The following is a 14,126-nucleotide window of genomic DNA, read 5'->3' on the forward strand; positions in this document are numbered from 1 at the left end:
AACGTGGGGCGATCGGGGTGGCGATGGGGTAGCGACGGGTACTCAGGCCTTGAGCTTGAAGCCGTCGGCGTACTTGGCGGGGTCCTTGCCGTCCCAGACCACGCCGTCCACGAGCTTGTGCGTGCGCATCTCGCTCTTGGGCAGCGGCGTCTTGGAGGCGGTGGCCGCCTGCTTGTAGACATCGGTGCGGTTGATGGCCTTGGCCACGCCGGCATAGTCGGGGTGGTCCTTGAGCAGGCCCCAGCGCTTGTGCTGGGTCAGGAACCACATGCCGTCCGACAGGTAGGGGAAGTTCACCGCGCCATCGTTGTAGAACTTCATGTGGTTGGGGTCGTCCCAGGTCTTGCCCATGCCGTCCTGGTAACGGCCCAGGATGCGCTGGTTGATCGCATCCACGCCGGTGTTCACGTAGGCCTTGCCGGCAATGGTCTCGGCCATCTTGTTCTTGTTGGCCAGGCCTTCGTCGATCCAGCGGCCGGCCTCCAGGATGGCGGCGGTCACGGCACGTGCCGTGTTGGGGTACTTCTGCACGAACTCCGAGGTCGTGCCCAGCACCTTTTCGGGGTGGTCCTTCCAGATGTCCTGGGTGGTGGTGGCGGTCACGCCGATGCCGTCCATGATGGCGCGGTGGTTCCAGGGCTCGCCCACGCAGAAGCCGTCCATGTTGCCCACGCGCATGTTGGCCACCATCTGCGGCGGCGGCACGGTGATGACCTTGGCATCCTTCATCGGGTCGATGCCGTGCGCGGCGAGCCAGTAGTACAGCCACATGGCGTGCGTGCCCGTGGGGAAGGTCTGGGCAAAGGTGTATTCGCGCTTCTCGCTGGCCATGAGCTTGGCCAGGCCGGCGCCGTTGACGGCACCCTTGTCGGCCAGCTTCTTGGACAGCGTGATGGCCTGGCCGTTGTGGTTCAGGTTCATCAGCACGGCCATGTCCTTCTTGGGGCCGGCGATGCCCAGGTGCACGCCATACACCAGGCCGTAGAGCACGTGGGCGAAGTCCAGTTCGCCGTTGACCAGCTTGTCGCGCACACCGGCCCAGCTGGCTTCCTTGGTGGGGATGATGGTCACGCCATACTTCTTGTCGATGCCCAGCACCGAGGCCATCACCACGCTGGCGCAATCGGTCAGCGGGATGAAGCCGATCTTCACTTCCTTCTTCTCGGGCGCGTCCGAGCCCTGTGCATGCACGAGGGCGCGCAGGGCGGGGCTCACGCCGACGGCACCCACGGTGGCGGCCTGCAGCACGGTGCGGCGGTTGAGACTGGTTTTGAGCAGATCGGTCATGGTTGCTTCCCTGGTGGCTTGAAAAACAAAAAAGGCGTCCCCCCGGCGCCGGGCTGCTGCGACTTCACAAAAGAAAGTCACGCAGCGCCAAGCGCGGGTGGGGACGCCTCTGTCCGGTGGCGAGAGGTACCCGCCCGCCATTGGGTGGATACCGCTCATCGAAGACCTTCGTTGGTCTTGTCCCGGTAATGCAAGCCCCGTGCCAGCCTTTTTGTCTGCTATGTAGCTATGTTCTTGATAGCGTGATTTCCTTATTTCAAAAGGATTTCTGGCGGATGCACCATGGGAATGCAGGTGCCATGCACCGGCTTTGACTGCACAGGTGTTGTGCGGCGCACCATCGCGGGCATGCGCAGTGCGGTGGGCGGGCGGGAGTGGTGCGCCGCGCGCTGGCGGCGCCGTGCGTGATGCCGGCGGGGCTGTCAGCCCAGCAGATCGGCCACGTCGAGCATGCGCTGGGCCACGTCAACCAGCTTGAGGCCCTTGTCCATGGCCGTCTTGCGCAGCTTCTCGTACGCGGCCTGCTCGGTCAGGCCCTGGCGCTCCATCAGCAGGCCCTTGGCGCGGTCGATGGTCTTGCGGTCCTTGAGCTCGGTCTTGGCGTCGGCGAGCTCGGCACGCAGTGCCTGCTCGTGCTGGAAGCGCGCCATCGCCACATCCAGGATGGGGCGGATGCGCTGGGGCGCCAGGCCGGCCACGATGTAGGCCGACACACCGGCGGCCACTGCCGCTTTCACATGCGAGGTGTCCTCATCGTTGGTGAACATCACGATGGGGCGGCGCTCGTTGCGCGTGGCCATCACCACGTGTTCCAGCGCATCGCGGGCCTCGCTCTCGGCGTCCACGATGATGAGGTCGGGCTGCAATTGGGCCAGGCGCTCGCTCAAAAATACATCCGCCGGCAGCGTGGCCACCAGGTTGAAGTTGTTTTCCAAAAGGCCGATGCGCAGCGCCCGCGAGCGCTCGGCCTGCAGCAGGGCGTGCTCGTCATCGGGGTCGGTGACCGCCAGGTCGGGGGCGACTACCACTATGCGCAAGGCCTCGTTCATGCCGTCAGCATAGCAAGATTTACGCCACAAATTGGTGCGCCGGGCTGGTGCAGACCGGGGTCTACCCTGGTTTTGGTGGGCCGCTGGCGGCGGGGGCCTGAAACTTGCTAATAGAGTGTGTATTGGGAGGGCATACCCGATAGCGCCTCTTTGCGGCGTCGCATATACATCCGGTCACATTGACATACTGATATGGAGTTTCCTGCATGAACCTGCCCATCGACCGGCGCCGATTCTCGGCCAGCCTGGCCTTCTCCGCCCTGGCCGCCACCGCCTTGCTGGCGGGCTGCGGCAAAGTGCCCGACACCATCAAGATCGGTGTGGCCCAGCCCCTGAGCGGCCCCCTGGCCGCCCTGGGCCAGGATTTGCTCAACGGGGTGAACCTGGCTGTGGCCGAGCTCAACAAGGGCGGCTACACCGTGGACGGCAAGCGCGTGACCCTCGAAGTGGTCTCGGTGGACGACAAGGCCGACGCTGCCACCGGCAAGACCGTGGCCCAGCAACTGGTGGATGCCGGAGTGGTGGCGGTCATCGGCCACCTCAATTCGGGCGTGAGCATCGAGACCGCGCCCATCTATGCGGCCAAGGACATCCCGCAGATTGCCATCTCCACCAATCCCAAGTTCACGCAGCTAGGCTTTCCCACCACCTTCCGCATGGTGGCCAACGACACGCTGCAGGCGCGAGCCATCGGCTCCTTCGCCGCCACCCAGCTGGGTGCCAGCCGCTATGCGGCGCTCGATGACGGCACCCCTTATGGCAAGGGCCTGGCCGACGGTGCAGCCGAGCAGCTCAAGGCCGAGAAGCGCGAGGTCGTGGTGCGCAAGTCCTTCGACGACAAGACCACGGACTTCGAGGCCCTGGCCGGCGAGCTCAAGGCTGCCCGGGTCGAGGTGATCGTCTCCACGCTCAACGACTTCCAGGCCATCGCCGTGCTGGAAGCCCTGCGCAAGGTGGGCCACACCAAGGTGCGCCTGCTCGGTGGCGACACCATCAAGACCACCGACATGGCCAAGGGCGCAGGCATCGTGGAGGGCATCTACGCCACCTCGCCGGTGCTGGAGGCCAAGGAATTCACCACCGGCAAGCCCTTCCTCGAAAAGTACATCGCCGAATTCAAGAAGGCCCCCGCCTATGGCGGCCACTACAGCTACGACAGCACCTACGTGCTGTCCGCCGCGATCCAGAAGGCCAAGTCCGCCGCGCCCAAGGACATCACCAAGGCCATGCACAGCATCAACGGCTATGCACCGGTGATCGGCACCATGACCTGGGACGACAAGGGGGAGCAGCGCTACGGCGCCGTGGGGGTGTACGAGCTGCGCGGCGGCGGCTGGGAGCTGCGCATGCGCTCGGACCGCTGGTAAGAACGGGGCCCGGGAGGCCGGGTGCCATTTTCGGTGCCTGGCAGGGCCGAGGCTGGCATACAGTAGGAGCACCAGCACCTTGTTGCCTACCCCGCCCATGCAGGAGCCCTGTTTGACTGCCCCTCTCGTCTATTGGATCACCGGCCTGCCCGCCGCAGGCAAGACCACCCTGGCCACCGCGCTGGCCGATGCCCTCCAGCAGGCCGGTGGCCGGGCCTGCGTGCTCGACGGCGATGAGCTGCGCAAGGGCCTGTGCTCGGACCTGGGGCTGTCGGCCGCCGACCGGGCCGAGAACATCCGCCGCGCCGGGGAGGTGGCGCGCCTGATGGCCCACAACGGCCTGACCGTGGTGTGCGCCTTTGTCTCCCCCTTCGAGGCAGACCGCCAGCGTGTGCGCGCCCTGTTTGCGCCCGGCGAATTCCACGAGATCCACCTGAGCACGCCGGTGGAAGAATGCGCCCGCCGCGACCCCAAGGGCCTGTACGCGCGTGCCAGGGCCGGGCTGATCACCGGCCTGACCGGCTGGGATGGCGCCTACGAGGTGCCAGACGCGCCCGAATCGCGCTTCGACACCCAGACCACGCCCCTCTCGTCCATGGTGCAGCAGCTGCTGGCGGCGCGCAGGGCGCAGCTCTGACGCCCCAGGTCGCAGCAGGCCGGCCTGCGCTCACAGGTGTAACGCTCGGATCTTTACCGGAACTTCCCTGAGGATCGTCCCTCAGAGTCTCGCCCCGTGTGCCTGCTGGCTCCACCGCATGGCGGAGCTTGTAAAAAAGTTATTTTTTATAATCGAATGGTGAAGTGCCCTTGCGAACGCCGCGAGCCTGGTTCTCGTGGCGTTCAGGGGGCGCTTCTTTTTTGGGGCTGTCCGTCGTCTGTTCCTGGAGTGGTTTTCAATGCGGTTTCTGCTTGTTCTGTGTCTTTCTGTGCTGGCCCCGTGGGCCCACGCCGCCAATTTCGTCTCGCTGCACCAGTCGGCACTCAAGATCGCGCTGCCTCCGGCCGCCGGCACCTACAACTACACCTTTGACAACAAGATCGGTTTCAAGCAGCAGTACGCGCCCGAAGGGGTCACGGGCTGCGCCATCGGCTATGCCACGGGCGGCTGCGCCTTCCCTGGCGGTGGATCGCTGGCGCTGCCCGAGTTCACCAACTACCAGCTGCAGTACAAGGAATTCAAGGTCTTCATCCCTGCAGGCACCCGCTCGTTCATGTTCTCGGGCTATGCACCCCAGCGCACCGAAGCGGCCTTTGCCCTGCGCTACGGCGCGGCACCGGTGCGCGAGGCGGCCCTGAGCGCTGCGGAGTACGCCAACGTCCAGGCCACCGAGCACATCGACACCACCTTCGCGCGCCTGGTCAGCGAGCCGGGTGCCGACCACCTCGTGGTGCATGACGGCGGTGGCACGGTGCGCTTCGTCGGCGGGCAGCTCGATGCGAACAAGGGCAGTACCAGCCAGGGCAACTGGCTCTACATCCGCCAGATCAACGGCAGCCCGCTGTACGACGTGCAGGGCGCCATCGACGTGGACATGGCCCAGTACGCGGCCGGCTATGCGGCGATCACCTGGACCAGCTCGACCTACCCCGACCCGGTGGAGGGCCCGAGCCCTGCCGTGGGCACCAGCAGCACCACGGACCTGCAGGCGAGCGGCCAGGCTTCGGCGGTCGCCACGGTGTCGACGGCCGTGCTGTCCACGGCCGGCCAGCCGCTGCAACTGGGCATCACCCTGGTGCAGGCTGCCGCCGACGTGGCCGCCAACCCCAAGATCAGCGCCTGGGTGGCGGCGCGCATACCGGCCATGGGCTCCACGCCGGACCTGTGGTTCTTCCGCAAGGGCGATGGCACCTGGACCAGCCAGGTGCCGGCAGACACCGAGGGCATTGCCTTCGCGAGCCAGGTGGCCAATGCTGCCACGCTGCAGTTCAAGCCCTCGCTGGACTTCACCGAAACCGAGATGCGGGCGGCCAATGTCGAGGTCTACTTCGGCTACCGGGCCGGCAGCGCTGCCTTTGTGAACAAGGGCAAGGTCTGGCCGCAGTAAGCAGGCGCTGTCAGGTCGAGATGGCGGGTGTGAAGAGGCGGTCCACGCGCTCGAACTCCTCGCGCTTGCGCCCGGCGGGCCAGTCGATGCACTCCAGCTGCTCCACATGCAGCGGCAGGTCGGCCATGCCGTTGGCTGCGAACACGGCGCGCACGGCGGCGTGCTCGTCGGCCGTGAGCGCCTGGGGCGCCTCAAGCTGCAACTGCAGCGTGCCGTCCGCGTACTGGCGCATGCGAAACGCGCGGATGGATTCGATGCGGCCCAGCTCATCGCCCAGAAAGGGCATGGGCAGAGGACCCTGGGTGGTCTGAACCTGGTGGCGTGTGCGGCCCCCCATGCGCGCGATCACGGGCAACACCATGCCACAGCCGCAGGGTGCGCCCCATTCTGCGATGTCGCCCAGCTCATAGCGCAGGATGGGCATGGCAAAGCTGTGCAGGCTGGTCACCAGCACCCGGCCCGGCACGCCCACGGGGCAGGGGCGGCCTTCTGCATCCACGATCTCCATGAGCGTGGTCGCGCCCAGCAGGTGCAGGTGCTCGTGCGTGGGGCACTGCAGCGCGAGCCAGCCCGTCTCTTCGCAGGAGTAGCGGTCGATGATGGTCGCGCCAAAGGCCTGCCGGCACAGAGCGCGCTGGGCCGGCGTGACGCGCTCGGACTGTGAGATCACCTGCCGGATGGACAACTGCACGCCACGCGCAAGCGCCAGGCGCGCCAGCTCGGCCGCGGCAAACGGGCTGCATTTGAGGTAGTCGGGTTGCTCCCGCAGCAGCCACTCGAGGTGCGAATCCATGCCGTGCTGGGTGATGTTGCGCAGCACGCAGGGGCCGCGCAGGCCCATGGCGGCGTACATATCGCCCCAGGTGTCCAGCGTGCCATCGGTGAGGCCCGTGCCCAGCACGGCGATCTTGCCCCGGGCATCGCGCTGGTGCCACTGGGCTTCGAGCCAGGAGATGGCCGCATACAGGGGCGAGTACATGGCGCTGGCTTTTTCCACGCGCACTGGCTCGCCAGTGGAGCCCGAGGTGACGGAGGTGGCTACATCCCCGTCCCTGAGCCCGGGCCAGCGCGCACGGGCGTCGGCAAAGTGCGCTTGCAAGTCGGCGCGCGTGAGCACCGGCAGGCGGGCGAGCACGGTCTGCGGTGATGCAGCCCCGGCCGGCCATCCCGCTGCCTCCAGCCGCTGGCGCCAGAAGGGCGAGTGCTGGTGGGCATGGCGCATCAGCGTGTGCAACTGGCGCTGCTGCAGGGCCTGGTACTCGGCGGGCGCCACGCGCTCCCAGGCGCGCACCTGCTGGGCCAGGAGCAGCATCTGCGCGGTCTGGGGCGAATGGAAGTGGAGGGCGTCGGCCATGGAGGGGCGGGAGGCGTGCAGTGCGTGGGGTTGTCCGATTGTGGCGCCTCGCGGCGGGCGCGGGCCCTCTACACTTGAGGGCATGACGTTGTTGATACTGGGCATTGAGTCTTCCTGCGATGAAACCGGCGTGGCCCTGGTGGAGACGCGCGCGGACGGCCAGGTGCCCGCACTGCTGTCGCATGCGCTGCACAGCCAGATCGAAATGCACCAGGCCTATGGCGGCGTGGTGCCCGAACTCGCCAGCCGCGACCACATCCGCCGCGTGCTGCCCCTGGCGAGCCAGGTGCTGGGCGAATCGGGCAAGCACCTGAGCGATGTGGACGTGGTGGCCTACACCCGCGGCCCGGGCCTGGCCGGCGCGCTGCTGGTCGGGGCGGGCGTGGCCTGCGCGCTGGGCGCGGCGCTGGGCAAGCCTGTGCTGGGTGTGCACCACCTCGAAGGGCACCTGCTCTCGCCTTTCTTGAGCGCCGATCCGCCCGAGTTCCCCTTCGTCGCGCTGCTGGTCTCCGGCGGCCATACCCAGCTCATGCGTGTGGACGGCGTGGGCCGCTACGAGATCCTGGGCGAAACCATCGACGACGCGGCCGGCGAGGCCTTCGACAAGTCGGCCAAGCTCATGGGCCTGGGCTACCCCGGCGGCCCCGCGCTGTCGAAGCTGGCCGAGCAGGGCGACGCCACGGCCTTCAAGCTGCCGCGCCCGCTGTTGCACAGCGGCGACCTGGATTTCTCGTTTGCGGGCCTCAAGACCGCCGTGCTCACCCAGGCCAAAAAGCTCGGCGACGAACTCGAACCCCGCAAGGCCGACCTGGCCGCCAGCACCGAGGCCGCCATCGTCGAGGTGCTGGTGAAGAAGACCCTGGCTGCCCTGAAGCAGACGGGCATGAAGCGCGTGGTCGTGGCCGGCGGCGTGGGCGCCAACCGCCACCTGCGCAAACAGCTCAACGAAGCCTGCGCCAAGAACAAGGTGCGCGTGCACTACCCCGAGCTGCACCTGTGCACCGACAACGGCGCCATGATCGCCATGGCCGCCGCGATGCGCCTCGAATCGGGGCAGCAGCAGGCCTCGGCCGAGTACGCCTTCGACGTGAAGCCGCGCTGGCCGCTGGATTCGATCACGGCCGCTGCCTGAACCCTGCGGGAGCCAGCGCTGCCGGACCATCCCGGGGCGGCGCATGGCTGCGCCACAGGTTGCGAAATGTTTTTCTGTGACGGCTGGCACACGGGTCTGCCTGGCTTTCCCTTAGGCTTTGCGCACCTTTGTTTCCCTGGAGCTCGCGATGCCTGCAATCATTGGTCCCTTTCCCGATTTGCCAGTCATGATGTTGAACCGCGCATTCAACAACCAGGCCCCATCGAATGCGGTATTCAATAGCCAGTTGGTTGCTGCGGGCACGACGACCCAGGGCAACATGGCTTTTGCATTCCAGTACGGTGCAGGTTTCCAGGGCCTGAGCGAAGATGCCTTGGCAAGCAAGCTGCTGGGGAACATGGGCGTGCTGCCCAATGCCAGCCTGCAGACCGCCTTGAAGGACTATCTGGTGGCCGTGGGCAAGGTCAATGTGGGCATCGTTGCGTTGCAATTGGGCGAGATCCTGGCGGGCCTGGAATCCGCCGCAGGCGATCTGGCCATCTACAGGGCCGCAGCGCTGGCGTGGAACAGCGAATTGAGGGATTCGTGCCACTATTCGTCCAACCCTGCCAACACCTTCCCTTCCGATGTCGGGTCCATCAATATGCCCGGCACGACCTTGTCGTTGACTGCCGGTGATGACGCCGTGTCCTCCGCGCAGACCACCAACCGTGGCGACACCATCCTGGCCAACACGGCAGGCCTGCTGTCCAGCGCCGACGTGGTCGATGGCGGCCGTGGCGTGGACACCCTGAAGGCCACCCTGGCCGCTGCCGCGGTGGTGTCGCCCACGCTGACCAGTGTGGAAAAGGTGTTCATCACCGCGGGTGCCGGGGCCGAGTTCAGCGCTGCGAAAGCGACCGGCCTGGCGGAGCTGTGGGTCGACGCCGCCGCAGGCGCTGCCACGTTCTCCAATGTGAACCTGGCAACCACCGTCGGCATTCAGAACTCTGGCGCAAGCGGTGCCTTGACCGTGAAGTTTGCGGGTTCGTCAGGCACCGCCGACAAGGCCAACGTCGCGTTCGCGGACACCACGGGGGGCGACGAAATCATCGTTGCAGGCATCGAAACCCTGAATGTGTGGAGCACTGCAGGCAGCTTGGCGGCGACCACTACCAACCAGGTCCGTATCACCGCCCCGCACGCGGAAAAGGTCGTCCTCTCCGGCAGCCAGGCCCTGACCACCACGGTGACAGGCGCCAAGCTGTCCGTGATCGATGCGTCGACGCTGAGGGCAGCCCTGGATCTGACGCTTGCCGGTACCTCCGGTGTGTCCATTTCCCTCAACGCGCTGGCGGCTCACGCCGTTGCGCTGGGGGACGGGGCCGACACGGTGTCCATTGGCGGTTTGGCGGGCATGGCGGCCCTGAACATCGATATCAGCACCGCGGCTACGCTGGACGCTTCGGCGATCGAGGTGGTCGGCTTCGTGAGCGGGGCGGACATGGTCCGCCTCACCAGCCTCAATTTCCATCCAACGGCCAAAGCCGCGCTAGGCAGCAGTGAATTGGCCGGCATCGCCGCAAGCTCCTCGCTGCTGGCCGCCGCGACCATGGCGGCCACCACGGGGGGCGCCAACAAGGCGATCGCCTTCCGCTACGGCGGCGACACCTACATCCTCGTGAACGATGGCGCCGCGACACTGGGGGAGAACGACAGCCTGGTCAAGCTGACTGGCGTGACGGCGTTGGCCGATGCGTCGTGGGCCGTGGCTTGAGGAGAGTGGCAGCCTGGCATTGATTCGTCACAGGTTGCAAAATGTTTTTTTGTGACGGCTGACACAAGGGCCTGACCGGCTTGCACCTACGCTTCGCGCATCTTTTTTTGTTTTGGAGTGCGCGATGCCTGCAACCATTTGGCCTGCTTACGAATTGCCTGTCATGATGTTGAACCGCGCATTCCACAATCAGGCCCCTTCGAATGCGTCATTGAACAGCCAGATGGCTGCTGCTGGCACGACTGATGCGAGCACCAAGGCTTTTGCACTTCAGTTCGGTGCGAGCTTTGCCAGCCTGACGGAGGATGAACTGGCCACCAAGATACTGGGCAACATGGGCGTGTTGCCCAATGCAGACCTGCAAACGGCTGTGAAGGACTACCTTGTCGCCGTGGGCAAGGCCAATGTGGGCATCGTTGCATTGCAACTGGGGCAGATCCTGTCGAATCTGGAGAATGCAATCGGCGATCAGGCTGTCTACAGTGCGGCTGCCCTTGCGTGGAACAATGAGTTGACGGCCTCGTACAACTACTCCGCCAACCCCAACAACATCGAGCCCTCGCCTGTGGGGCCCATCGGCTTGCCGGGCCTGACGGTCTTGCTGACCTCCGGCAGTGACACCGTCACCTCTGCACAGACCAGCGACCGCAACGATACGATCCTGGCCGACACGGCGGGCATGCTGTCCAGTGCCGATGTAGTCGACGGCGGGCGCGGCACCGACACCCTGAGGGCCGCACTGGAGGCAAACGCTGTGGTGTCGCCCGTGCTGAGAAGCGTCGAGAACGTATTCATCAAGGCGGGCGCCGGCGCCGAATTCGTGGCCTCCGGTGCGAGCGGCTTGGTGGATCTGCGGGTCGACGCAGCCGCGGGCTCGGCCACATTTTCGGGCGTGAACCTGGCCACTACCGTCGGCATCCAGAACTCCAGCGCAGGTGGTGCCCTGACCGTGAAGTTCGCGGGTGCGACGGGCACTGCCGACGCGGCAAATGTCGTGTTTGCGGACGCCACGGGCAACGACGAAATCATCGTTGCAGGCGTCGAAACCCTGTTTGTACGTAGCACGGCTGGCAATGTTGCTGCGACCACCACCAACCAGGCCCGCATTACCGCCGACCAGGCGGAAAAGATCACCTTCTTCGGCAGCCAGGCCCTGACCACCACCGTGACCGGCGCCAAGCTGTCGGTGATCGACGCCGGGAGTCTGGGCAAGGCGCTGGACCTGACGCTCGCAGGGACCGCAGGCGTTTCCATCGGCATCAACGCCCAGGCCGCACACAAGTTGACCCTGGGGGCCGGTGCCGATACGGTGTCCATTGCCAGCCTGGCGGGCATGGTGGCTCAGAACATGGACATCAGCACCTCGGCCACGCTGGACGCATCGGCCATTCAGGTGGTCGGCTTTGCGAGCGGCACGGACATGCTCAAGCTGACCAGCTCCAACCCGGCCACCAAGGCCACTCCCGGCAGCGCCGAGCTGGCCGGCATCGCCGCAAGCTCCTCGCTGCTGGCCGCCGCGACCATGGCCGCCACCACGGGAGGCGCCAACAAGGCGATTGCCTTCCGCTACGGTGCCGATACCTACATTCTGGTGAACGACGGCGCGGCGGTATTGGGTGAGAACGACAGCCTGGTCAAGCTGACTGGCGTGACGGCGCTGGCCGAGGCATCGTGGACGGTGGCCTGATCGGCGCATGACGCGCCCCCTGCTCTGCCATCCGCCCGTTGTTTGAACCCAAGAGATCGATATGCCCTTACATGTTTCTGGCGTCCCCGCCGACATCATCATGTTGACCCGTGCGCTCAGTGGTGGGCCGCTTTCCTATGCTGCCTACACCAACATGGTGGCGGCTGCGAACTCGTCTGGAGTCCTTCCCATTGCACTGGGGGCTGGCACGGCGTATCCCACGCAGACCGAAGCCCAGTTGTCCTCCCTGCTGCTGAAGAACATGGGCCTGCTGCCCAATGCCGGCCTGCAAACGGCGTTGACGGAGTACCTGGTCTCTGTGGGCAAGGTCAATGTGGGCGTCGTTGCACTGCAACTGGGGCAAATCCTGTCGGGGCTGGAGGGTGCCACGGGCGACCTGGCCATCTACGGGGCGGCTGCGGCGAGATGGAACCTGGAGGTGGACACTTCGCACGCCTACACCAGCAACCCCGCCAACCAGGGCCTCACGCAATCACCTGGATGGCCGGTGGGTACGGGTGTCACCCTGTCACTGACGAACGGAGACGATGCGTTGGAAGGCACCATCTATGGCGACGTGTTCCTTGCCGCCACACCCGGCATGCTGGGATCGTCCGATGTGGTCAATGGCGCAGGCTCGGGCTCGGACAGGATAAATACCGATGCGCTGAAAGCCGTGCTGGGCGGGGGCGAATCGGTTGTTCCCGTACTGAAGGGCGTTGAGAACGTCTTCCTCACGGCGGGCGATGCATCCCATTTCAGCGCCGATCGATCCACCGGCATCCAGCAGTTGTGGCGGGAGGCTGCAGCGGGCTCCGCGACCTTCACAGGCGTGGACCTGGCGACCCAGGTGGGCATCCAGAACTCCCTTACCGGAGGCACACTGAACATCGGTTTCGCGGGGGCATCCGGTGCCTTCGACTCCGCCAACATCGTGCTGGCCGATGCCACCGGAGCCGATGCCATCACAGTGAACGCCATCGAGACTCTGACCATCGACAGCAAGGCGGGCACCGTGGCGTCCACTACGGTGAACCAGGCCCGGATCGCTGCCGATGCCGCCCAAGTGATCGTGATTGGTGGTGGCCAGGGGCTCACCACCACGGTGACAGGGGCGCACATCGGCACGATCGATGCGTCGGGATTCTCCGGCGCGCTGAACCTGGGCTTCGCCACCACCGGTACCGGCTCCGTGGGAGTCAAGGGTGGCACGGCCGGCGATACCCTGACCATTGACGATGTTTCGGGCGCACGCTTGATCATCAGTTCGGGCGATGGTGGCGACACGGTCACCATCGGGGCCGGCAATGCGCACATCGTCACCCTGGGCAGCGGTGCCGACACGCTCCACATCGGTGGGCTTGCGGGCGCAGCAGCCCGGGACCTGGACACCAGCACGGCACAGGTGCTTGGCTGGTCGGCCATCTGGGTGACGGACTTCGAGAGCGGGGTCGACACCATCCGTCTGACCGGCGCCAGCGCCACGACCAAGGCGGCTCCCAGCACCGCGCAGCTCGATGGCATTGCCGCGTCGGCGTCGCTGCTGGAGGCAACGGCCCTGGCGGCCACCACGGCGGGCGCCAACAAGGCCATCGCCTTTCGCTATGGGGCCGACACCTACATCCTGGTGAACGATGCGGTTGCCTCCCTGGGCGCCAACGACAGCCTCGTCAAGCTCAGCGGCGTGGCGGCGTTGGCCGACGCGTCCTGGGCCGTGGCCTGACGAGTGGTACCGGGGGAGCGCTGCGCTGCGCAGGCCGGCCCTGCAATGTGTGCAAGCTTTCATGTCTCCGGAGCCTCGTATGGCACAGACCCTTTTCGATGACCCCCGGGCCGCGACCACGATCCTGAACCGGGCGTTCACCGACCAGTCGCCTTCCTACGCTGCCTTCAACAACCAGGTGGCGATGGCCACATCCATGGGGCTGGAAGCGTTTGCCCTGGAGTTCGGCGCGCGCTTTGCCGGCCTGTCGGAGGACCAGTTGTCCACCCATCTCCTGGGCAACCTGGGTGCACTGCCCAATGCGGGGCTGCAAACGGCCTTGAAGGACTATCTGGTCTTTGTGGGCAAGGCCCAGGTCGGCATCGTCGCTCTGCAGCTGGGGCAGATCCTGTCGGGGTTGGAACATGCAACGGGTGAGCAGGCGGTATTCCATGCCGCTGCCGTGGCATGGAACAAAGAACTGGCGGATGCATACGCCTATTCGAGCAATCCCTATGGATTGGTCACGTTTCCTGCGGGGGGCACGTTGGTGGGAGTGCTTGTGGACGGTGCGGGGCCGCCCGTTGCCGTACAGGCCGGCTTCTAGGCCTCAGACTTCTTGGCCAATCGAAGCGGTGTTGGGGCCGTGCAGATGGCCGAGTGGTTGTGGTTGCTGCATGCCTCTTCGCACGGCGGGAGCCGGGATGTGCGCCCGGCGGCGCAGTAACTTTCTCTTGCGTCGCCAAGAGGGTGTAGAAAAAACAAAATACAATCCTGCAGCCTTGA

11 protein-coding genes are annotated in these 14,126 nt (G+C 65.8%); 8 read left to right on the forward strand and 3 right to left on the reverse strand.

Annotated elements, in window-relative coordinates; genetic code table 11:
* Positions 1-42 precede the first annotated feature (42 nt).
* Positions 43-1,287, reverse strand: a complete 1,245-nt coding sequence (locus tag HNP48_RS33080; protein ID WP_184865466.1) for a CmpA/NrtA family ABC transporter substrate-binding protein — start codon at positions 1,285-1,287, stop codon at positions 43-45.
* A gap of 422 nt (positions 1,288-1,709) precedes the next feature.
* A complete protein-coding gene (locus HNP48_RS33085) occupies positions 1,710-2,336 on the reverse strand; it encodes an ANTAR domain-containing response regulator (protein WP_184865467.1) in 627 nt (208 codons plus the stop codon).
* 206 nt (positions 2,337-2,542) lie between these two features.
* On the opposite strand from HNP48_RS33085, the gene HNP48_RS33090 reads away from it, so the two are divergent.
* The 3 genes from HNP48_RS33090 (at position 2,543) to HNP48_RS33100 (ending at position 5,748) form a co-directional block, all read left to right on the forward strand.
* Positions 2,543-3,703, forward strand: coding sequence for a branched-chain amino acid ABC transporter substrate-binding protein (locus HNP48_RS33090; RefSeq protein WP_184865468.1), 1,161 nt, complete (start codon positions 2,543-2,545; stop codon positions 3,701-3,703).
* Between the two features lie 112 nt (positions 3,704-3,815).
* Positions 3,816-4,340, forward strand: a complete 525-nt coding sequence (cysC, locus tag HNP48_RS33095; RefSeq protein ID WP_260420478.1) for an adenylyl-sulfate kinase — start codon at positions 3,816-3,818, stop codon at positions 4,338-4,340.
* 259 nt (positions 4,341-4,599) lie between these two features.
* A complete protein-coding gene (locus HNP48_RS33100; protein WP_184865470.1) occupies positions 4,600-5,748 on the forward strand; it encodes a hypothetical protein in 1,149 nt (382 codons plus the stop codon).
* Between the two features lie 10 nt (positions 5,749-5,758).
* On the opposite strand, the gene HNP48_RS33105 is transcribed toward HNP48_RS33100, so the two are convergent.
* Positions 5,759-7,102, reverse strand: coding sequence for a phenylacetate--CoA ligase family protein (locus HNP48_RS33105; protein WP_184865471.1), 1,344 nt, complete (start codon positions 7,100-7,102; stop codon positions 5,759-5,761).
* Between the two features lie 82 nt (positions 7,103-7,184).
* Here HNP48_RS33105 and tsaD point away from each other — a divergent pair, with 82 nt between their 5' ends.
* The 5 genes from tsaD (at position 7,185) to HNP48_RS33130 (ending at position 13,947) form a co-directional block, all read left to right on the forward strand.
* Positions 7,185-8,234 (forward strand): tRNA (adenosine(37)-N6)-threonylcarbamoyltransferase complex transferase subunit TsaD, encoded by a 1,050-nt coding sequence (gene tsaD, locus HNP48_RS33110; RefSeq protein WP_184865472.1) that lies wholly within the window; start codon positions 7,185-7,187, stop codon positions 8,232-8,234.
* A gap of 148 nt (positions 8,235-8,382) precedes the next feature.
* Positions 8,383-9,951, forward strand: a complete 1,569-nt coding sequence (locus HNP48_RS33115) for a bluetail domain-containing putative surface protein (RefSeq protein WP_184865473.1) — start codon at positions 8,383-8,385, stop codon at positions 9,949-9,951.
* A 124-nt stretch (positions 9,952-10,075) separates the two neighbouring features.
* Positions 10,076-11,638 (forward strand): bluetail domain-containing putative surface protein, encoded by a 1,563-nt coding sequence (locus tag HNP48_RS33120; RefSeq protein WP_184865474.1) that lies wholly within the window; start codon positions 10,076-10,078, stop codon positions 11,636-11,638.
* Between the two features lie 61 nt (positions 11,639-11,699).
* Complete coding sequence (locus tag HNP48_RS33125; protein ID WP_184865475.1) at positions 11,700-13,361, forward strand: bluetail domain-containing putative surface protein; 1,662 nt, start codon at positions 11,700-11,702, stop codon at positions 13,359-13,361.
* 79 nt (positions 13,362-13,440) lie between these two features.
* Positions 13,441-13,947, forward strand: a complete 507-nt coding sequence (locus HNP48_RS33130) for a hypothetical protein (protein WP_184865485.1) — start codon at positions 13,441-13,443, stop codon at positions 13,945-13,947.
* The last annotated feature ends 179 nt before the right edge of the window (positions 13,948-14,126 follow it).

It is taken from the genome of Acidovorax soli (genome assembly GCF_014207955.1).
Lineage (GTDB): Bacteria > Pseudomonadota > Gammaproteobacteria > Burkholderiales > Burkholderiaceae_C > Acidovorax > Acidovorax soli_A.